The sequence below is a fragment of the Streptoverticillium reticulum genome, assembly GCF_047456005.1.
GTDB classification, from domain to species: Bacteria; Actinomycetota; Actinomycetes; order Streptomycetales; family Streptomycetaceae; genus Streptomyces; species Streptomyces reticulum.
The window spans coordinates 5,983,434-6,003,244 of record NZ_CP179755.1 but is presented as its reverse complement, the minus strand read 5'-3'; the positions used below and the strand labels follow the sequence as shown (position 1 = coordinate 6,003,244).

Here is a 19,811-nt window from a genome sequence, read left to right as displayed (position 1 = left end):
GGTCGCTGATCGCGGGGCGGCCCTTCGAGCGAGGGGGTCCGTCGATGCTGCCCATCACCGTCAACACCGAGCCCGGCGAGGTGCTTTCGCCGCTCACCGCCGAGCAGCTGGCCCGGCTGATCGGCCGGCTGGGCGGCGAGGGCGACAGGTTCGCGGTGGCCGAGCGGACCGGCGGCGGCGCCGACCACTACATCCAGACGTGGCACGAGGGGGACGGGCCGTACGAGGTGGAGTACCGCGACGGCTCGCCGGAGCGGCACTTCGGGGCGCGGCTGGGCAGCGCCGAGGAGGTCACGGCCGTCTTCGTGGCCTGGGCCGGGCAGGCCGAGGGCTGGGCGGACGGCCACGCGTGGCAGCGGGTCGAGCTGTCGGAGGACGCCCCCGGGGAGGGCGCGGACGCTCTCGACCCCGAGCTGCTGGAGGAGGCCGAGGAGCAGGCCAGGCTGCTGATCCGGTGCGGCTTCGACTCACCCGAGGAGGTCGCCGAGGACGTCTCCGACTACTTCCACGACGAGGGCGTCACCCCCGTGTCCCCGGCCGCGGCCCGGGTGATCGTCGAGCGGCTGTGGCAGGAGCAGCTGACCGAGCAGAAGAGCTGGCCGGAGGTGACGGACGTGGACCGGCTGGAGGCGGCCTTCACCGTGCTCGCCGCCGCCGGCATCACGGCCCGCATGCACTTCACCTGCTGCAGCAAGTGCGGCCTGGAGGAGATCCGCGGCGAGGCGGCCGAGGGCGACCGCGGCTTCGTCTTCTTCCACTACCAGCACACCGAGCGCGCCGCCGAGGGCCACGGCCTGTGGCTGCTGTACGGCGGCTACGAGGGCGGTACGGCCGGGGCGGAGGATGGTGCGGAGGACGGCAGCGCGACGGCCGCCGTCGGGCAGGAGATCGTGACGGCGCTCACGGAGGCCGGGCTGCCGGCCGAGTGGGACGGCGACCCGGACCGCGCGATATGCGTGGCCCCACTGGACTGGCGCAAGCGGGTGCAGCCGCTCTGACCGGCCCGGATGCCGCGCGGGGCGCCGGGCAGGGGGTGTCCGGCGGTAACTGCGGAAGGGTCCGGAAAGGACCCGGAAAAGGGGCTCCTGCAGGGGCGACGGCCATGCTTCAATAGGGGCATGGCCAGCCTCCAGAACACCGCGACGGGTCGCAGCGACCTCGAGCCCTTCTGGCCTTCCCGCCAGCACCACGACTTCGACCGAGTGTGTTGTCGCGCGACCTCCGCGCAGGCCCACTCCTTCCGCTGACCCCTTCGTCGAAGTCAGCCGCCGGGACCGTACCCGGCCAACGGCCCGCGCACGTGCACGTCCTCTCGACGGTCCCTCGCGCGAAAGAGCTGAGCTCTCCATGTCGAACCTCCGTACCCTGACCGCGCCGCACGCGTCCGCCCCCCGCCACCGGCTGCGCGCCGTGGCCCCGGGCGAGGTGCCGCCGCCGGCCGCCGTCGCCGACCTGCTGCAGGCGGGGGCCACCTGGCTGCCCGCACCGCAGCACACCCTGCCCGCCCTGCCGGGGCAGCCGCCGATGGTCGGCTACCTGGTCCTGGTCCCGGCCGACCGGGCGGGCCTCCCCGGCGCCGCACCCGTACCGGCCACCGTGACCGCACCTGCCACACCTGCCGAACCAGCCACCCCCGCCACACCCGCGCCCGTCACCGAGGGCGACGCGCTGGTGCGCATCGACCCCGAGGACCGCACGGTCCGCGTCGCGGGCCGGCTGCTGGACCTCACCTACCTCGAGTTCGAGCTGCTGGCCCACCTCGTGGCACACCCCCACCGGGTGCACACCCGCGACCAGTTGGTGACCACCGTGTGGGGCTACGGACACGTGGGCGACGGCCGCACCGTCGACGTCCACGTCGCCCGGCTGCGCCGCAAGATGGGCCCCGAGTTCCGCTCGTCGATCGTCACCGTCCGGCGCGTGGGCTACAAGTACGCGCCGCCGTCCCACATCTGACATCTGCCCTACCGGGGCGGGTGAGTGGGATGCTGGAGCCATGGGCGACCACATCTCCGGTCTCGTTACTCTCCTCGGCCTCCAACCGCACGTCGAAGGCGGGTGGTTCAAGGAGACGTGGCGCACCACGGCCTCCGCGCACCCCGAGGGGTACGAGGGGCCGCGGGCGTTCGCGACCGGCATCTACTTCCTCCTCCACCCCGGCGAGACCTCCCGCTGGCACCGGGTCCGCTCCGACGAGATGTGGCTGTGGCACCGCGGCGGCCCGCTGCGGCTGCTCCTCGGCGGCACGGGCGAGACCCCGGACGGAGCCGGGGCCGGGGCCGTCGAGCTGGTCCTCGGCCCCGGCGTCGAGCACGGGGAGCGGCCGCAGGTGCTGATCCCGGGCGGCGTGTGGCAGGCGGCGGAGCCCGCGGGCACCGAGCCGGTGCTGGTGTCGTGCGTGGTGGCGCCGGGCTTCGACGAGGCGGACTTCGTCATGACGTGAGGGCCGTCCCCCGCAGGGGCCCGCCGTCGCGGACTCCGGCGACCTTCTTCACAATGAGGGGGAACAAGGTTCAGCCAGACGGGAGACGCCCCCCATGCCGCAGCAGATCGATGCCTCCACCATCATCAACCTCCGCGATCTCGGGGGTATCGCGCTCTCCGGCAACTCCGCGGTCCGCCCGGGCCTGCTCCTGCGCTCCGGCCAACTGGACCGGCTCGACCCCACGGCCGACCCGGCCGTCGCCGCCCTCGGCATCCACACGGTCGTCGACCTGCGCAGCGAGACCGAGCGGACGGCGCGCCCCGACGCGCTGCCGGCGGAGGCCCGGCTGATCGTCGCCGACGTGATGGCGGACGGCGCCACGGCCGTGACCGGCGGCGAGCAGGTGCCGGCCCGCCTGGAGGACGTCCTCGGCAGCCCTGCGGTGGCCGAGCAGCACCTGGGCGGCGGCAAGGCGGAGAAGCTGCTCGGCGAGGCCTATCGCGCGTTCGTGACGGCCGAGTCCGCCTGCCGGGCCTACGGCACGCTGCTGTCGGCGCTCGCCGAGCCGGACTGCGGCCCGCTGCTCTTCCACTGCACGGCCGGCAAGGACCGCACGGGCTGGGCGGCCACCGTGATCCTGCTGCTGCTCGGCGCGGACGAGGCGACGGCCGAGCGCGAGTACCTCGCCGTCAACCCGGCCGTGAAGGCCGCCTTCGGGTCCGTCATCGACCGCTTCACGGCGGCGGGCGGCGACCCGGAGATCGCGGACGCGATCCTGGGCGTCCGGCCGGTGTACCTGGCGACGGCCCTGGAGGAGATGACCCGCCGGTACGGGGACGTGGAGCGGTACGTGCGGGACGGCCTCGGCGTCTCCGCCGAGGCCGTGGAGCGGATCCGGGCGCGGTACCGGGCCTAGCCGGTCCGCTCCGCGGGGGCGGCCGGTTCTTCGGGTGCGGGTTGTTCCTGGTTGCTCGCGCAGTTCCCCGCACCCCTGACGGGGCACAGGCGTTCGACGAAGTGACCATCCGACCAATCACTCGTTCTACCTACGTGGAGCAGCACGCTGTCGTCGACGTCGAGCAGGCCGAGGCCGCGCTCATCGAGCACTATCCGCGGCTGGTGAGGCTCGGGTACCTGGTGCTCCCGCCCTCCCTGGGCCGCAATCGGCGGGTTCTCACCGCGCACGCCCTCGTACAGCGGGCACTGCCGCGCAGCCGGGGCGCCGAAGTGGCGTCCGCCGCCGTGCCCGGGCCGCGGGACGGCGACGACCCGGGGTACGCGTACGTGCGGCAGCGGGTGCTGCGGGCGGCGCTGGACGCCGGGCTCCCTCGTGGGCGCTGGCAGCTGCCGCGCCCTGGCCAGCTGCCGCCGCTGCTGCCGCAGGTGTGGGGGCTGCGGCTGTTCCCGCGCTCGGGCGGCGCCGACGAGCTCGCCCTCGACCAGGCCCTCGCCGCGCTCTCCGGCCCCGGCCGGGCGGCGTATGTGCTGCGCGCCCTGGAGTCCCGCACGGACCGCGACGTGCGGCGGCTGCTGAAGGCCGCCGGGGTGGCCGACCCCGGCGCGGCGCTGGCCGAGGCCGACGGGGTGCGGCTCCCGGCGGGCAGCCGGGACGCGGCGCTGCTGGAGTCCGTCGAGTTCGACCCCTGCTCCCTGCAGGCCCGGCCGACGGACCTGATGCGCCGCCGCCAGCACACCCGCGCCGCCCTCGCGGCGGCCGCGGCGGTCGTCGTGTGCGGGACACTGCTCAGCCTGCCGACGGGCGGGTGGGGCGAGGACGGCCCGGCGGCGCCGCCGTACGCGCAGAACGCGGCCGCCCAGCAGGCCCTGGACCCCGCGAAGCTGACCCGGGTCTCCCCCACCGCCTGGAAGAACGCCGACCGCCCCGGCTTCGCGGCCTGGCCCGCCCGCGGCAACCGCACCGGCGACACGGCCCTGCTCCGCCGCGCCCTCGCCGTGTGGGCGCGGCCGGGCAGCTCGGTGCAGGTCACGACGACTCCGGGCACCGCGGCCGGGCCCGCGGCGGGGCCGCCGCAGCTGCTCTTCGCGGGGGATGTCGACGCGGCGACGGTCGTCCTGCTCTACGACGGGCTGCGCGCGGTGCGCTACGCGGAGTCCAAGGGCGGGAACGGCGGGGGCGCCGCGCTGGACTTCGCGCGGACGGACGCGGCGGACGAGGACTCCGCGACGGCGCTGGTGCTCGGGCGCACCGACGGCAACGTCCGCTATCTGACGGCCCCTTGGGTGGGCGGCGGCACCGGCGACGCGTCCGTGCGGGACCTGCTGAAGCCGGACGACGCGGGGCAGCCGCTGCACCGGGACGGGGACGGGGTGACGGATGCGGTGCGCAGCCCGCTCGCTGCCGGGACGGCGACGCCGAATGACTGCCGGAGCTGGCCGGCACTGCAGCTGGGCGGCCGCACGGTGACCGACCTCGGCGAACTCGTCCCCGCCCGGCTGACCACGGGCAGCCCCGCCCCCTCGACCGGGCCGCATGACGTCGACAGCGCGCAGTCGCGCGGCGCGTGGGCCCACGCGGCCTGCCATCTGGCGACGGTGCGCGGGCAGGGGGTGCGGTCGGTGAACGTGTGGCAGTTCGCGGCCCAGCCGTTGCCCGGCGGGGCCGGAAGTGCGGAGTGGTCGTGCACCCGGGCGGAGACGTGGCGGGGCACGGGGAGCAGGGTCCTGGCGGACTTCCGGGCGCCGTCCGCCCCGGCGACGGTCGTCGCCCGCGCGGAGGGCTCCCCGGCGTGCGGGGCGCGGGAGCCGCGGGTGCTGGCCGGGGTGCTGTGGAAGTCGCACGGGGGCACCTGGTTCGCCTTGGCGGCGGGCGGGGGCGATGTCGCGTCGGTCACGGCGACGGGCGGGGTGCACGGGAGCGCGGCGGGGCCGCTGCTTGCCGTGCCTGCTGCGCAGGGCGCCCAGGCCAGGCTCGCTGCGCGGCTTTCGGGGGGCGGCACGCTGGGGCCACTGCAGTGAGGGGTGCCCCGGTCCCTCCCCCAGCTACCGCTGGGAGGTGCCCCCACTTTCGCCGTTTCTTGGGGGCAAGCCCCCAAGCCCCCTTGGTTTTACGGCTGCGGGCCAGCTGTGGCTGGTCGCGCAGTTCCCCGCGCCCCTACGGGGCGCAACCCGGACGGGCTGAAATCAGCCCGTCCGGCGTTTGAGGACCGGGGGTTCGGGGCGGAGCCCCGAGAAACGGCGAAAGTGGGGGCACCTCCCAGCGGTAGCTGGGGGAGGGACCGGGGCATCAACCCCCGCACCGGAACACGGCAACCGTCCTGCCCGGGACGGTGAAGGTGCCCGACCCTCGGTCGTACGAAGCGGACTTGGTCACCCCATCCGCCCCTGCAGCCTGAACCGGGTGCAACGCCCACCCCGTACCCCGCAGCGCAGGCACCCCCTGTGCCTGCGCGTCCGGTGCGGCGTTGAAGACGACCATCAGGTCACCCACCCGCATGGTGATGACCCCCGGCGTCTCGCCCGTTCCCGACAGCGGGAACGACACCGTGCCCCGGTCGAACGCCCGCTCCGTCGTCCGGATCCGCAGCAGGTCCCGGTACGCCGCCGACGCCGCCTCCCGCGGGCCGCAGCCGGCGCGCAGGGACGGGTCCGCCAACAGTGGCCGTGCGTACGGCCACTTCGACGCGTTGTCCGCCGCCGGAGGCAACCCGCGGCCGAAGCCGTTGCCCTGGCCGTCCCGGCAGTCCCAGTGGATCGCGTTGAACCAGTCGCCGCTGTCGTAGCTGTTGCGGTCCAGGGACTTGGAGCGCAGCAGGTCCGTACCGGCCTGCGAGAGCGCCGGGCCCCGGGACAGCGCCGCCGTGGCCATCGCCACGACCTGCATCCGTGCCCGGTCGGCGGGCGTCACCGACCGCGGGAGCTTGTACGCGAGCGCGTCGTACAGCGTCTCGTTGTCGTGCGCGTCCACGTACGCGAGCGCATCGCCCGGCGCGGCCGCGTACCCCGCGGGCGAGCCGTTGTAGTCGACGTCGGCGCCGCGCACCTCGTGCCCCGTCGAGTCCGTGAAGCGGAAGTCCGCGAGGTTGCCCGTCAGGCCGACCTTGATCAGGTCCTGGTCGTGCAGCAGCCGGGCCCGCTGCTCCTGCGGACTGCCGTTGACCGGCGCGCCGTTGGGATCCGTGTACAGGCCGGAACCGAAGCCCTGCGCCCTGGGGTCCGCGTCGAAGGGGCCGCCGCCGCGCACCGCGTCGCGTGCGCGGTCGGAGAAGGTCGCGATGCCGGTGCCGGCCATGTTCTTCTGGGTGGCCTGGACGAAACGGGCGTCGTTCGCGACTTCGCCGAAGTTCCAGCCCTCCCCGTAGAGGATGACCGCCTTGCCGTCCACGCCGTCCTTGGCGGGCGTCAGGGCGTCGAGCGCCTTGCGCACCGCAAGAATGTTCGCCTTGGGGTGGTGGCCCATGAGGTCGAAGCGGAAGCCGTCGACCTTGTACTGCTTCGCCCAGGTGACGACGGAGTCGACGACGAGCTTGCCCATCATGGCGTGTTCGGGCGCGGTGTTGGCGCAGCAGGTCGAGGTGGCCACCGTGCCGTCGTCGAGCAGGCGCTGGTAGTAGCCGGGGACGATCCGGTCGAGGACGGACTTGTCGTCCTGGCCCGACGCGGCGGTGTGGTTGCAGACGACGTCCATGACCGTCCGCAGCCCGGCGCCCGCCAGCCCCTGCACCATCTGCCGGAACTCCCGCGTCCGGCGCGGCCCTTCGGGGTCGGTGGCGTACGAGCCCTCGGGCACGGTGTAGTGCAGCGGGTCGTAGCCCCAGTTGTAGCCGTCGCGGGCGGCCGTCCTGCCCACGCACTCCTGCTGCTTGTCCGAGTCTGCGGGGAACGAACCCAGGTCGCAGGGAGGCGTGGCCTGGTCGGCCCGCCGCTCCGGGACCGTCGCGAAGTCGAAGACGGGCAGCAGGTGCACGTACGACGTGCCGGAGGCGGCCAGTTGCCGCAGGTGCCGCATGCCCGCGGAGGAGGTGTCCGTGAAGGCCAGGTACTGGCCGGGGTGCCGCGACGTGCGGTCCGCGACGGAGAAGTCGCGGACGTGCAGCTCCTGGATCCGGGCGTTCCGCAGCGGCACCGCCTTCGGCTTGCGCAGGGTCCGCCAGCCGGGCGGGGCGAGAGCCGGGTCGTCGAGGTCAGTGACGACGCTGCGCGCGGAGTCGGTGGTGAGGGCGGTGGAGTAGGGGTCGGTCACGTGATTGGTGACGACCTTCCGGAGTGCCGGGACCCACACGGTGACGGCATAGCGGTAGCTCTTGCCGGTCCATGAACGGGGGCCGGTGGCGCTCCAGACGCCGGTGGCCGCGTCACGGCGCATGGGGACGGTCCCGCCGTCGAGTTCGAGGGCGACGGCACGGGCCGTGGGGGCCCACACGGAGAGGGTGGGGCGGCCGTCGCGGAAGACGGGTCCGAGGCGGGCGCCGGCCGCGGGGCCGGCGTAGAGGTCGTCGAGGACACCGGCGATCTGGACGCCGGTGGTGGTGCCGTCGTCCGACTCGGCGGTCAGTGCGCCGGTGAGCGCGGTGCGCTCTTCGCTCTCGCGGGCGTGGACCTGGTAGACGTCGTAACCCGGGTACTTGGCAAGCCGGTCGGGGCGGAGGGTGAGGGTGAAGCGGCCGCCGTCATGGACGAGGTGATGCGGGCGACCGGTGTCGCCGAGCCCCTTGGGCCATGCGACCGTGGTGCGGTCGATCCACTGGACCTTTGCCCCGTCAACGGGGGCGGCATGTGCAGGAACGGCACCCAATAAAGACAGCACGATACTCAGCGCCAGCGCCCCGTAAGGGGCGCGGGGCAGATACATATGCGGCTCCGCCGCGTGGGCGCGACCAGCCACGGACGACCCGCAGACGAACCTCACGCCCCGCACCCCCGCGCCCCCGCATACAGCGCCAGCGCCGTCCCCGGCGCCACCGAAGCCGTGAACGTCCCGTCCCCGCCCACCGCAACGCGGCGCCCGCTCTGCACATCGCAATAACTACCGCCCGGCAGCGAGCTCTTGAACGTCCGGTTCACCGCGAACCCCTCATGGTTGACGACCACATACCCCTTGTCCCCCCGCCCGAAGGCGATCGCCTGGTACCCGTTGTCCCACCAGTCGCCGACCCCGGTCCCCCGCACCGCGTTGCGGAAGCCCACCATCGACTCGATCTCCGGCCACTTGTGCTGGCACTTCCAGTTGTCCTGCCAGCACGCCTGCACGGCCCCGCCGCCAGGCGGCCCCGCGTCGCGGTCGGTGAACTCGTAGCCGGAGTGGACGTCCGGCGAGCCGTACGGCCACGCCAGCATGAAGACGTGCGCCAGCGTGTAGTCCGCGCCGTCCTTGTACGTGAGCGTGTTGCCGTCGCGCTCGGTGTCGTGGTTGTCCACGAAGACCGAGGCGTGGCCGCCGGGCAGGTACGCCCAGCCCTCGCCGAAGTTCTCCAGATAGGCCAGCCGTTCGCGCTGGAACACCCGCTTGAGGTCCCACGCGTAGCGGAACTCCTGGGCGTCGCCGGTGCGCAGGTATTCCTCCGGCTGCACGGCCTCGCCCTGGCCGTAGACGGTCTCCTGCTTCCAGTAGACGTCCGGCTTGCTCAGCCTGCTCTTGACGGCGGCGAGGTCGTCCGCGGCGATGTGCTTGGCCGCGTCGATGCGGAAGCCGTCGGCGCCCAGCGACAGCAGGTCGTTCAGATACTGCGCCAGCCGGTCGCGGACGTGGTCGCTGCCGGTGTCGAGGTCGGCGAGGCCGACGAGTTCGCAGTTCTGCACGTCGTTGCGGTCGGCGTAGTTGCCGATGGGCTTGCGGCAGGTATGGAAGTCGGCGTCCTGGTACGTGCCCGGGTAGCCGTACTTGGTGTAGGCGGTTCCCCCGGTCCCGGTGCCCGCGCCGGCGGCCATGTGGTTGAGGACGGCGTCGACGACGACCTTCACCCCGGCGGCGTGGCAGGCGCCGACCATGGCGGAGAAGGCGTTCCGGTCGCCGAGGCGTCCGGCGATGCGGTAGCCGACAGGCTGGTACGAGGTCCACCACTGCGGGCCCTGGATGTGCTCCTGGGGCGGTGAGACCTGGACGTAGCCGTACCCCGCGGGGCCCAGGGTGTCCTTGCACTCCTTCGCCACGGATGCGTAGTTCCACTCGAAAAGGACAGCGGTGACGTCCTTTTCGCCGGGTGCCGCGGCCTGCGCCTGCATCGGCGCCTGCGGCATCGTCACGGCCGCTCCCGCGGCGAGGGCGACGGCAACGACCTTGGCTCTCCGGGCGATTCCGGGCATGGCGGTGGGAACCATGGAGCCTCCTGGGGGGTGAAGGGCTCACGAGACCGTACGAGTCTCTTTCAGATCTTGCAAGGTCTTTCGCAAGAGATTTCAGCCTGTTAACTTCCTCCTCAGCTCGGGCCGCCGCACCAGGCCGGCCTCCTTGAAGAGGAGATCCATATGCGAAGAGGCATATCGGTCGCCGCCGTCGTCGGTGTGCTGGCCTTGACCGCGACCGCCTGCGGCGGAGACGACGGCAACGGGGGCGACGGCACCAAGGCGGCGAACGACCCGGGCAGCGTGAGCGGCACCGTCACCTGGTGGGACACCTCCGACGCCACCAACGAGGCACCGGCCTTCAAGAAGCTGGTCACGGCGTTCGAGGCCAAGTACCCCAAGATCAAGGTCGATTACGTCAACGTGCCCTTCGACCAGGCGCAGCAGAAGTTCAAGACGGCCGCCTCCACCGGCAAGGGTGCGCCCGACGTGCTGCGCTCCGACGTCGGCTGGACCCCGGGCTTCGCCCAGCTCGGCTACCTCAAGGACCTCACCGGCACGCCCGCCCTCGACAAGCAGGACGACTTCCTGGAAGGGCCGCTGAAGAACGCGGCGTACCAGGGCAAGACGTACGGCGTCCCGCAGGTCACCGACACGCTCGGGCTTCTCTACAACAAGGACCTCTTCCAGAAGGCCGGCATCGACAAGCCGCCGGCCAACTGGCAGGAGGTGAAGGACGCGGCCCAGAAGATCAAGGACAGGACGGGCGCGGGCGGCATCGGCCTCAGCCCCGACAGCTACTACTCGCTGCCCTTCCTCTACGGCGAGAACAGCGACATGGTGAACGTCGCCGACAAGAAGATCACCATCTCCGACGCGGCGTCGCTGAAGGGCATCGAGACCGCCGTGGACCTCGTCAAGTCCGGTGCCGCGCCGAAGCCTGCGGGGACCGACGGGTACAACGCGCTCAAGACGGACTTCAAGAACGGCAAGCTGGCGATGCTGGTCGACGGGCCGTGGGCGACGAAGGAGATCTTCGGCGGCGACGCCTTCAAGTCGAAGGAGAACCTGGGCATCTCCCCGGTCCCCGCGGGCTCCACGGGCACCGCCGGGGCACCCGTCGGCGGGCACAACCTCGCCGTCTACGCCGGTTCGAAGAACTTCGACGCGTCGTACCTCTTCGTGAGGTTCATGACGGACACGGCCCAGGAGGAGGCCGCGTCCACGGCGATCGGCGTGCTGCCGACCCGCAAGTCCGCCTACACGAAGGACGTGCTGGCCGACCCGGTGCGCAACGCCTACTACCAGGCGCTGAGCAAGGCGCACGCACGGCCGGCGATCCCGCAGGGCGGTGACCTGTTCACGGACTGGCTGCAGCACTACACGAAGATCCTGACGCTGAAGGAGGAGCCGAAGGTGGGGCTGGACGCCACTGCCAAGGCCTGGCAGTCGGCGCTGCTGAAGGACTACGAGATCCAGAAGTAATGACCCGCATCCGCCGCTCCTTCGCAACCCACTGGTACGCCTGGGCCATGGTCCTCCCCGTGGTCCTCGTGCTGGCCGTGCTCGTGGGCTACCCCCTCGGCCGGGGCGTCTACCTGTCCTTCACCGATGCCAACGAGGCCAACGTCGGGCGCACCATCGGCGTCAACCACATCCCCTCCACGTACCAGTTCGTCGGGCTCGACAACTACTGGAAGGTGCTCTCCGGGCAGGAGGGGCACTTCTACTCGCGCCTCACCTGGACCGTCCTCTGGACCGCGTCCAGTGTCCTGCTGCACTACGTGCTCGGTCTCGGCCTCGCGCTGCTGCTCAACCGCAAGGTGCGGTTCCGGGCGCTCTACCGGGTGCTGCTGATCCTGCCGTGGGCGGTGCCGGCGTTCGTCGCCACCTTCTCCTGGCGGCTGATCTTCAACGAGAAGTATGGCGTCCTCAACGCCGTCCTCGACCGGCTGGGCCTCGGCACGGTCGACTGGCTCGGCGACGCCACGCTCCAGAAGGTCTCGGCCGTCGCCGTGAACGTGTGGCTCGGGGTGCCGTTCATGATGGTCGCCATCCTCGGCGGACTGCAGGCGATCCCGGGCGAGTTGCACGAGGCCGCCGAGATGGACGGCGCCTCGCCCTGGCAGCGCTTCCGGCACGTGACGCTCCCGGGGCTCCGCCCCGTCAGCGGGACCGTCATCCTGCTGGGCACCATCTGGACGTTCAACATGTTCCAGGTCATCTACCTGCTGATCGGCCAAGGGGCCAGCTCGGACAGCGAGATCCTGGTGACGTACTCGTACCGGCTCGCCTTCCAGGGCGTCCGCGACTACGCGGGCTCGGCGACGTACGGCATCCTCATCCTCTCGCTGCTCCTCGTCTTCGCTGTTTTCTACCGCCGGATGCTCGGTCGCTCCGAAGAAAGGGTGGCCGCGCGATGAGCAGCAGCACCGTCAAGCCCGTCCGCCCGCGCGGCGAGCGCTCCCGCGCCGCCTCCGTGGGCCTGCACGCCGCGCTCGCCGCCGCGTCCCTCGTCTCGCTCTTCCCCGTCCTGTTCATCGTCTACGTGTCGCTGCGCGGCCGCGATGGCTGGCAGGAGCCCATGCGGCTCACGGGCGGGCTGAGCCTCTCCAACTACAGCCACATCCTCGGGCAGACGAACTTCCTGACCTGGTTCGGCAATTCGGTGATCGTCGCGCTGGGCGCGACCGCGCTCGGCGTGCTCGTCTCCGCGACCGCGGGCTATGCGGTCTCGCGGATGCGCTTCCCCGGCCACCGGCCGCTGATGTGGACCTTCCTGGTCGTCCAGATGTTCCCGATGGCGGTGCTGATCGTGCCCCTCTACACCATCCTCGGACAGCTGGAGCTGCTCGACTCCTACACCGGTCTGATCCTCACATACTGCTCGGTGTCGGTGCCGTTCTGCGCCTGGATGCTCAAGGGGTACTTCGACTCCATACCGGCCGAGATCGACGAGGCCGGACGTGTCGACGGGCTCACGCCCTTCGGCACCTTCTGGCGGCTGATCGTGCCGCTGGCCCGGCCCGGCCTGGCCGTCACCGCCTTCTACTCCTTCATCACCGCCTGGGGCGAAGTGGCCTTCGCCAGCCAGTTCATGAGCAGCGAGGAGCACTACACCCTCGCCGTCGGCCTGCAGACCTTCGTCGGCCAGCAGAAGGCCGAGTGGGGGCTGATGACCGCCGCGGCCGTGCTCATCACCGTCCCGGCCGGGCTGGTGTTCTTCCTCGCCCAGCGGCACCTCGTCGCCGGACTGACGGCCGGCGGCACCAAGGGCTGAAACAGGAGCTCACCTTGTTCCGCCCCCGTCGTTGACCCGTGCATCCGCTGCACCGCGCCCGTCAGCCCCGTACACCCCGAACCGATAGGACGTACATGACCCAGGACCTCGCGCCCTCCGTACGCCAGGCCGTCCGCCCCGCCGAGCAGGCGGAGGGATGGTGGCGCAGTGCCGTCATCTACCAGGTGTACGTGCGGTCGTTCGCCGACAGCGACGGCGACGGCATCGGTGACCTGCGCGGGATCCGCGAGCGGCTCCCCTATCTGGCCGGCCTGGGCGTGGATGCCCTGTGGCTGACCCCGTTCTACGCCTCGCCGCAGGCCGACGGCGGGTACGACGTGGCGGACTACCGGGCGGTGGACCCGCTGTTCGGGCAGTTGTCGGACGCCGACGACCTGGTGCGCGAGGCACACCGGCTGGGCCTGCGGGTCATCGTCGACATCGTGCCGAACCACACCTCCGACCAGCACGTCTGGTTCCAGGCCGCGCTCGCGGACCGCCGGGAGGGGACGGCCCGCGAGCGCTACCACTTCCGGCCCGGCCGGGGCGAGGGCGGCGAACTGCCGCCGAACGACTGGGAGTCCGTCTTCGGCGGCCCCGCCTGGACCCGGACCACCGAGCCGGACGGCACACCGGGCGACTGGTACCTGCACCTGTTCGCGCCCGAGCAGCCGGACCTCAACTGGGAGAACCCCGAGGTGCGGGAGGAGTTCGCGTCCGTCCTGCGGTTCTGGCTGGACCTGGGCGTGGACGGTTTCCGCATCGACGTCGCGCACGGCATGGTCAAGGCCCCCGGGCTGCCCGACATCGGGCGCACGGAACAGGCCAAGCTCATCGGGGCACAGGTGCTGCCGTTCTTCGACCAGGACGGGGTGCACGAGATCCACCGCGCCTGGCGGCAGCTGCTGGACTCCTACGACGGTCAGCGCATCGGCGTCGCGGAGGCATGGGCCCCGACGTCCGAGCGGCTCGCCCTGTACGTCCGCCCGGACGAACTGCACCAGGCCTTCAACTTCCAGTTCCTGACGTGCGACTGGGACGCCGAGGCGATGCGGGACGTCATCGACGGGTCGCTCGCGGCCACGCAGTCGGTGGGGGCGCCGACGACATGGGTGCTGTCCAACCACGACGTGGTGCGGCACACCACCCGCTACGGCGGGGACGACACCGGCCTCGGCCTGCGGCGGGCCCGGGCCGCGGCGCTGCTGATGCTCGCGCTGCCCGGCTCGGCCTACGTCTACCAGGGCGAGGAGCTGGGACTGCCGGAGGTGACGGACCTGCCGGACGAGGTGCGCCAGGACCCGGCGTTCTTCCGCGGGGACGGGCAGGACGGCACCCGCGACGGCTGCCGGGTGCCGATCCCGTGGGAGGGCGAGGAGGCCCCGTACGGCTTCGGCCCGGGCGGCAGCTGGCTGCCGCAGCCGGCCGCGTGGGCGGGCCTGTCGGTGGCGGCCCAGGCCGGGGACCCGCGCTCGGTGCTGGAGCTGTACCGCTCGGCGCTGGCGCTGCGCCGGGAGCTGCCCGGGCTCGGGGACGGCGAAATGCGCTGGCTGGACGCGCCCGAGGGCGTACTGGCCTTCTCCCGGCCGGGCTTCGTGTGCACGCTCAACACGGGCAGTGACGAGGCGGCGATGCCGGTACCGGGCCGCCCGGTGCTGGCCTCGACAGCCCTGGAATTCGTGGGCGGTACGGTCCGGCTGCCTTCGGATTGCTGTGTGTGGTGGGCAGTCTGAGATGCGACCGGTACAGTCACCTCCTGTGACCGCACGGCTGGCCGATATCGCAGCCCAGGCGGGTGTCAGCGAAGCAACCGTCAGCCGCGTCCTCAACGGCAAGCCGGGGGTGGCCGCCTCCACCCGCCAGTCCGTGCTGGCCGCGCTCGACGTGCTCGGCTACGAACGGCCCGTACGGCTGCGGCAGCGCAGCGCCGGGCTGGTCGGCCTGATCACCCCCGAGCTGGAGAACCCCATATTTCCGGCCTTCGCCCAGGTCATAGGGCAGGCCCTGACGCGCCAGGGGTACACGCCCGTCCTGGCCACACAGACGCCCGGCGGCTCCACCGAGGACGAGCTCACGGAGATGCTGGTCGACCGCGGCGTCTCCGGCATCATCTTCGTCTCCGGGCTGCACGCCGACACCTCGGCGGACATGCAGCGCTACGAGCGGCTGCGCGCCCAGGGCGTGCCATTTGTGCTGATCAACGGCTTCTCGTCGAAGGTTCGGGCCCCGTTCGTCTCCCCCGACGACCGGGCGGCCGTGCGCCTCGCAGTCACCCATTTGGCCGCACTCGGCCACCGGCGGATCGGCCTGGCACTCGGGCCGCAGCGGTACGTGCCGGTGCAGCGCAAGATCGAGGGCTTCCTGGCGAGCATGCAGGAGCAGCTCGGGATGGGCGCGGAGGAGGCGGGACACCTGGTCCGGCATTCGCTGTTCACTCTTGAGGGTGGTCAGGCCGCGGCCGCCGCCCTCATCGAGCGCGGGTGCACGGCAGTGGTGTGCGCGAGCGACATGATGGCGCTCGGGGTGGTGCGCGCGGCGCGGCAGCACGGTCTCGAAGTCCCGCGCGACGTCTCGGTGGTGGGCTTCGACGACTCCCCGCTCATCGCCTTCACCGACCCGCCCCTGACCACGATCCGGCAGCCCGTGCAGTCGATGGGCCAGGCCGCGGTGCGGGCCCTGCTGGAGGAGATCGGCGGAACTCCGGCACCGCACAGCGAGTTCGTCTTCCTTCCCGAACTCGTCGTCCGCGGCTCCACCGCATCCGCTCCCGGAGTTCGTACGGATGCCCGCACGGACGGCCGTCCAGGGGCGCGCGCGCTCGCCACGAATCAGGCCGAAACAGGGCAGTCCGCGCCTCAGGGATGATCTGCGCCGGGGCTCTGTCTGGCAGACTCTTTTCCTATGGGTGAAGCCACAGTGAGGACCCTGGAAGGCAGGACGGCCGCCCCGTCACCCACCGGCGAGCGCATACAGCCGCCGGCGGACCACAGGGTGCTGCGCAGACTGCGCAGGCCCCGGCGGCCGCGACTGTGGTTCGAGGTGCTGCTGATCGCGGTGAGTTACTGGACGTACTCGCTGGTGCGCAACGCCGTTCCCGAGCAGAGAACCGCCGCCGAGCGCAACGCCGACTGGATCTGGCAGACGGAGCAGACGCTCCACATCGCCGTGGAGCACACGGTCAACCGCGCCGTGAATTCGGTGACGTGGCTGGTCGTGGGCATGAACTACTACTACGCCACCCTGCACTTCATCCTCACGGTCGGGGTCCTGGTGTGGCTCTACCGCTGGCACCCCGGCCGCTACGCGGCCGCCCGGCTGGCCCTTTTCGCCACCACCGCCGTGGCGTTGCTCGGCTACTATCTGTATCCGCTGGCCCCACCGCGGCTGATGAGCGACCTCGGCTTCGTCGACACCGTCGTGGTGCACCACACCTGGGGTTCGATGGCCTCGGGCAACCTGGCCGACATGTCCAACCAGTACGCGGCCATGCCGTCGATGCACATCGGCTGGTCGACGTGGTGCGGCGTCACGATCGCCATGCTGGCGCGGCCGGTGTGGGCGAAGGTGCTGGGGGCGCTGTACCCGGTGACGACCCTGCTCGTCATCGTCTCCACCGCCAACCACTTCTGGCTGGACGCGGTGGGCGGCCTGGTCTGCCTGTCCTTCGGCTTCGGCCTGTCGTACGCGTGGTACGGGGCGGTACCGAGCCGGCTGACCCGCCAAGTGGCGGTGAGGAGCCGGCAGCGCGATCCTGAGAACGCCCCGTAAACGGGCCCGCACCCGACAACGCGCCTACGCTCCGTAGAACAACTCCTCCACAACCGCCCGGGCCCGCCGCGTCGTTCGGCGGTAGTCGTCGAGCATGTCCCCGACATGCCCGGGCTCGTAGCCCAGATACCGCGCCACGGCACCCGACTCCCGCGGATCCACGGGAAACGTGTCCCCGGCCCGCCCGCGCACGAGCATCACCGCATTGCGCACACTCGTCGCCAGCACCCAGGCCTCGTCCAGTATCCGCGCGTCGTCCGTGGAGATCAGCCCCGCAGCCTGCGCAGCGGCCAGCGCCTCGCGGGTGCGGGTGGTGCGCAGGCCCGGCTCGGCCCAGCCGTGCTGCATCTGCAGCAGCTGCACGGTCCATTCGACGTCGGACAGCCCGCCGCGGCCCAGCTTGGTGTGGGTCGTGGGGTCGGCGCCGCGCGGCAGCCGCTCGGACTCCATCCGGGCCTTCAGGCGCCGGATCTCACGCACCGCGTCCTCGCCGAGGCCCTCTACGGGATAGCGCAGCGGGTCGACGAGCTCGATGAAGCGGCGGCCCAGGTCCGCGTCGCCCGCGACCACCTCGGCGCGCAGCAGCGCCTGGCTCTCCCACACCAGCGACCAGCGGCGGTAGTAGGCCGCGTAGGAGGCGAGGCTGCGCACGATGGGCCCCGACCGGCCCTCGGGCCGCAGGTCGGCGTCGACGAGCAGCGGCGGGTCGGTGGTGGGCAGTTGGAGCAGCCGGCGCATCTCGCCGGCCACGGCGAACGCGGCCTTGGCGGCCTCCTCGTCGGAGACGCCCTCGCGCGGCTCGTGGACGAACAGGACGTCCGCGTCGGAGCCGTAGCCCTGTTCGCGGCCGCCGAAGCGGCCCATGCCGATGACGGCGAAGCGGGTGGGCAGGGTGTCGCCCCACTCGGCGCGGACGGCGGCGCGCAGGGCCCCGGCGAGGGTGGCGGCGTTGACATCGGAGACGGCGTTGCCGACGGCGTCGACGCGGGCGGAAACATCACTCCCAGGGGTCTCGGCGTGCCCGCGCGAGCCGGTGCCGTGCTCGCCGGTGGCGTGGGCGCCGTTCCCGGTCCGCCCGTAGGCGCCGATGATGTCGGCCGCGGCCGTGCGGAACAGCTCACGGCGGCGCACCCCGCGGGCGGCGACGATCGCGGCCTCGGCGGACTCGGCACGGCCCACCCCGGCAAGGACCTCCTGCTCCAGCGCCTCCCGGCCGCGCGGCCGCAGCCCGCCCGGGTCGCCGAGCAGGGCGACGGCCTCGGGGGCGCGCAGCAGCAGGTCGGGGGCGAGGCGCCCGGCGGACAGCACACGCGCGAGGTTCTCGGCGGCGGCGCCTTCATCACGCAACAACCGCAAGTACCAAGGCGTCCGGCCCAGCGCATCCGAAACCTTGTGAAAATTGAGAAGCCCCGCATCCGGGTCGGCGGAGTCGGCGAACCAGCCGAGCAGCACGGGCAGCAGGGTGCGCTGGATGGCGGCCTTGCGGGACACGCCGGAGGCCAGGGCCTCCAAGTGCCGCAGGGCGGCGGCGGGATCGGCGTACCCGAGAGCTTCCAGACGCTGCCCGGCGGCTTTCGGACTGAGCCGGATCTCGCCGGGCTCCAGCTGGGCGACGGCGTCCAGCAGTGGCCGGTAGAAGAGCTTTTCGTGCAGCCGCCGCACCTCGCGGGCGTGCCGCTTCCACTCCTTGCCGAGCTCGGCGACGGGCTCGGTGCGATGGCCGAGCGACCGTCCGAGACGGCGCAGGTCGGCCTCGCCCTCGGGCATCAGATGGGTGCGGCGCAGCCGGTACAGCTGGATGCGGTGTTCCAGGGAGCGCAGGAACCGGTAGGCGGAGTCGAGGGAGGCGGCGTCGGCACGCCCGACGTACCCGCCCGCGGCGAGCGCGGACAGGGCGCCGAGGGTGCTGGTGCCGCGGAGGGTGGCGTCGCTCCTCCCGTGCACCAACTGCAGCAGTTGTACGGCGAATTCGACGTCGCGCAGCCCGCCGGGCCCGAGCTTGAGCTCACGGTCGACGTGGCCGGCGGGAATGGAGGCGATGACACGATGACGCATCTGCTGCACATCGGTGACGAAGTTGTCCCGCTCGGCGGCCTGCCAGACGAGGGGCGAGACGGCGTCGACGTAGTCCTGGCCGAGGTTCAGGTCCCCCGCGACGGGCCGGGCCTTGAGGAGGGCCTGGAACTCCCAGGTCTTGGCCCACCGCTGGTAGTAGGCGAGATGCGAGGAGAGCGTCCGCACGAGGGGCCCGTTGCGCCCCTCGGGACGAAGGTTGGCGTCGACGGGCCAGATGGTGCCCTCGGGGGTGACGTCGGAACAGACCCGCATCATCCGGGAGGCGAGCCGGGTGGCGGCGCGGAGGGCGTCGGCTTCGTCGGTGCCGTTGCGGGCCTCGGCGACAAAGACGACATCCACATCGGAGACGTAATTGAGCTCCTGCCCACCGCACTTGCCCATCCCGATGACGGCGAGCCGACAGGCCGCGTCGTCGTCGGGATGCTCCTCGCAGGCGATCCGCAGGGCGGCGCGGAGGGTGGCGGTGGCGAGGTCGGCGAGCTCGGCGGCGGTCTGTGCGACGTCGACGGTGCCGCTGACGTCGCGGGCCGCTATGGCGAGGAGGCAGCGCCGGTAGGCGGCACGGAGGGAGTCGGCGGGCGAGAGCCCCTCGGTGCGCGGGGCGAGGGCCCGTTCGAAGTCGGCGACGCCCGGGTGCAGATCGGCGGCCTCGAAGGTGACCAGCGCCTGCCAGTCGCCGGGGTGCCGGACGAGGTGATCACCGAGCGCCTCGGAGGCCCCGAGCACCCCGAGGAGCCGGTCGCGCAGCGGCTTGGAGGTGACGAGGGTGCCGAGCAACTCCTGCCGGCCCGCCTCCGGCAGGGCCTCCGCGAGCCGGACGAGCGCACCGAGCGCGAGGTCGGGGTCGGCGGTGGCCCCGAGGGCGTCGAGCAGCACGGGGTCGGACTCCACCCCGGCCAGCGCGGGCATCCCGAGCAGCCGCTCCGCACCGGCGGCATCGGAGAACCCGTACCGCAGCAAGCGTGTGAAGGTGCTGCTCCTGCGCCCCAGCCCCGTCATCCGCCGCCTCCAGCCCGTTGGGTC

14 protein-coding genes are annotated in these 19,811 nt (G+C 72.3%); 11 read left to right on the top strand and 3 right to left on the bottom strand.

Annotated features, from left to right (window positions below; translation table 11 throughout):
• Positions 1 to 44 precede the first annotated feature (44 nt).
• From ACMATS_RS27625 to ACMATS_RS27605, 5 genes are all read left to right on the top strand, one after another.
• On the top strand, positions 45 to 998 hold the full coding sequence (locus tag ACMATS_RS27625; RefSeq protein ID WP_414169444.1) for a DUF6891 domain-containing protein: 954 nt from the start codon (positions 45 to 47) through the stop codon (positions 996 to 998).
• A 349-nt stretch (positions 999 to 1,347) separates the two neighbouring features.
• Positions 1,348 to 1,956 (top strand): winged helix-turn-helix domain-containing protein, encoded by a 609-nt coding sequence (locus ACMATS_RS27620; protein ID WP_414169443.1) that lies wholly within the window; start codon positions 1,348 to 1,350, stop codon positions 1,954 to 1,956.
• A 40-nt stretch (positions 1,957 to 1,996) separates the two neighbouring features.
• The gene (locus tag ACMATS_RS27615) at positions 1,997 to 2,443 is read left to right on the top strand and encodes a cupin domain-containing protein (protein WP_391156063.1); all 447 of its coding nucleotides are present in this window, start codon (positions 1,997 to 1,999) and stop codon (positions 2,441 to 2,443) included.
• A 94-nt stretch (positions 2,444 to 2,537) separates the two neighbouring features.
• Positions 2,538 to 3,341, top strand: a complete 804-nt coding sequence (locus ACMATS_RS27610) for a tyrosine-protein phosphatase (protein WP_414169442.1) — start codon at positions 2,538 to 2,540, stop codon at positions 3,339 to 3,341.
• Between the two features lie 134 nt (positions 3,342 to 3,475).
• Positions 3,476 to 5,401, top strand: coding sequence for a hypothetical protein (locus tag ACMATS_RS27605; protein ID WP_414169441.1), 1,926 nt, complete (start codon positions 3,476 to 3,478; stop codon positions 5,399 to 5,401).
• A 268-nt stretch (positions 5,402 to 5,669) separates the two neighbouring features.
• Here ACMATS_RS27605 and pulA read toward each other — a convergent pair whose 3' ends face one another.
• Together pulA and ACMATS_RS27595 are read right to left on the bottom strand one after the other, a co-directional pair.
• Positions 5,670 to 8,228 (bottom strand): pullulanase-type alpha-1,6-glucosidase, encoded by a 2,559-nt coding sequence (gene pulA, locus ACMATS_RS27600; protein ID WP_414170811.1) that lies wholly within the window; start codon positions 8,226 to 8,228, stop codon positions 5,670 to 5,672.
• A gap of 59 nt (positions 8,229 to 8,287) precedes the next feature.
• Positions 8,288 to 9,700: an alpha-amylase gene (locus ACMATS_RS27595; RefSeq protein ID WP_414169440.1), complete on the bottom strand. Its 1,413-nt coding sequence runs from the start codon at positions 9,698 to 9,700 to the stop codon at positions 8,288 to 8,290.
• 147 nt (positions 9,701 to 9,847) lie between these two features.
• Here ACMATS_RS27595 and ACMATS_RS27590 point away from each other — a divergent pair, with 147 nt between their 5' ends.
• The 6 genes from ACMATS_RS27590 (at position 9,848) to ACMATS_RS27565 (ending at position 16,712) form a co-directional block, all read left to right on the top strand.
• Positions 9,848 to 11,149, top strand: coding sequence for an extracellular solute-binding protein (locus tag ACMATS_RS27590; protein WP_414169439.1), 1,302 nt, complete (start codon positions 9,848 to 9,850; stop codon positions 11,147 to 11,149).
• Complete coding sequence (locus tag ACMATS_RS27585) at positions 11,149 to 12,087, top strand: carbohydrate ABC transporter permease (RefSeq protein WP_414169438.1); 939 nt, start codon at positions 11,149 to 11,151, stop codon at positions 12,085 to 12,087. Before ACMATS_RS27590 ends, ACMATS_RS27585 begins: the two co-directional genes overlap by 1 nt.
• Positions 12,084 to 12,944 (top strand): sugar ABC transporter permease, encoded by an 861-nt coding sequence (locus ACMATS_RS27580; RefSeq protein ID WP_414169437.1) that lies wholly within the window; start codon positions 12,084 to 12,086, stop codon positions 12,942 to 12,944. Before ACMATS_RS27585 ends, ACMATS_RS27580 begins: the two co-directional genes overlap by 4 nt.
• A gap of 95 nt (positions 12,945 to 13,039) precedes the next feature.
• Positions 13,040 to 14,677 carry a glycoside hydrolase family 13 protein gene (locus ACMATS_RS27575; protein ID WP_390777728.1) on the top strand — a complete coding sequence of 546 codons (1,638 nt, stop codon included), beginning with the start codon at positions 13,040 to 13,042 and terminating at the stop codon, positions 14,675 to 14,677.
• A 25-nt stretch (positions 14,678 to 14,702) separates the two neighbouring features.
• The gene (locus tag ACMATS_RS27570) at positions 14,703 to 15,809 is read left to right on the top strand and encodes a LacI family DNA-binding transcriptional regulator (RefSeq protein WP_414169436.1); all 1,107 of its coding nucleotides are present in this window, start codon (positions 14,703 to 14,705) and stop codon (positions 15,807 to 15,809) included.
• A gap of 36 nt (positions 15,810 to 15,845) precedes the next feature.
• Positions 15,846 to 16,712: a phosphatase PAP2 family protein gene (locus ACMATS_RS27565; RefSeq protein ID WP_390777730.1), complete on the top strand. Its 867-nt coding sequence runs from the start codon at positions 15,846 to 15,848 to the stop codon at positions 16,710 to 16,712.
• A 24-nt stretch (positions 16,713 to 16,736) separates the two neighbouring features.
• Here the strand turns inward: ACMATS_RS27565 and ACMATS_RS27560 are convergent, their stop codons facing one another.
• Positions 16,737 to 19,787 carry a bifunctional [glutamine synthetase] adenylyltransferase/[glutamine synthetase]-adenylyl-L-tyrosine phosphorylase gene (locus tag ACMATS_RS27560; protein WP_414169435.1) on the bottom strand — a complete coding sequence of 1,017 codons (3,051 nt, stop codon included), beginning with the start codon at positions 19,785 to 19,787 and terminating at the stop codon, positions 16,737 to 16,739.
• Positions 19,788 to 19,811: the final 24 nt, after the last annotated feature.

Excerpts from the sequence above, each read along its gene's own strand:
- ACMATS_RS27625 (WP_414169444.1), top strand. The coding sequence starts at position 45 with ATGCTGCCCATCACCGTCAACACCGAGCCCGGCGAGGTGCTTTCGCCG.
- ACMATS_RS27620 (WP_414169443.1), top strand. The coding sequence starts at position 1,348 with ATGTCGAACCTCCGTACCCTGACCGCGCCGCACGCGTCCGCCCCCCGC.
- ACMATS_RS27615 (WP_391156063.1), top strand. The coding sequence starts at position 1,997 with ATGGGCGACCACATCTCCGGTCTCGTTACTCTCCTCGGCCTCCAACCG.
- ACMATS_RS27610 (WP_414169442.1), top strand. The coding sequence starts at position 2,538 with ATGCCGCAGCAGATCGATGCCTCCACCATCATCAACCTCCGCGATCTC.
- ACMATS_RS27595 (WP_414169440.1), bottom strand. The coding sequence starts at position 9,700 with ATGGTTCCCACCGCCATGCCCGGAATCGCCCGGAGAGCCAAGGTCGTT.
- ACMATS_RS27590 (WP_414169439.1), top strand. The coding sequence starts at position 9,848 with ATGCGAAGAGGCATATCGGTCGCCGCCGTCGTCGGTGTGCTGGCCTTG.
- ACMATS_RS27585 (WP_414169438.1), top strand. The coding sequence starts at position 11,149 with ATGACCCGCATCCGCCGCTCCTTCGCAACCCACTGGTACGCCTGGGCC.
- ACMATS_RS27580 (WP_414169437.1), top strand. The coding sequence starts at position 12,084 with ATGAGCAGCAGCACCGTCAAGCCCGTCCGCCCGCGCGGCGAGCGCTCC.
- ACMATS_RS27575 (WP_390777728.1), top strand. The coding sequence starts at position 13,040 with ATGACCCAGGACCTCGCGCCCTCCGTACGCCAGGCCGTCCGCCCCGCC.
- ACMATS_RS27565 (WP_390777730.1), top strand. The coding sequence starts at position 15,846 with ATGGGTGAAGCCACAGTGAGGACCCTGGAAGGCAGGACGGCCGCCCCG.
- ACMATS_RS27560 (WP_414169435.1), bottom strand. The coding sequence starts at position 19,787 with ATGACGGGGCTGGGGCGCAGGAGCAGCACCTTCACACGCTTGCTGCGG.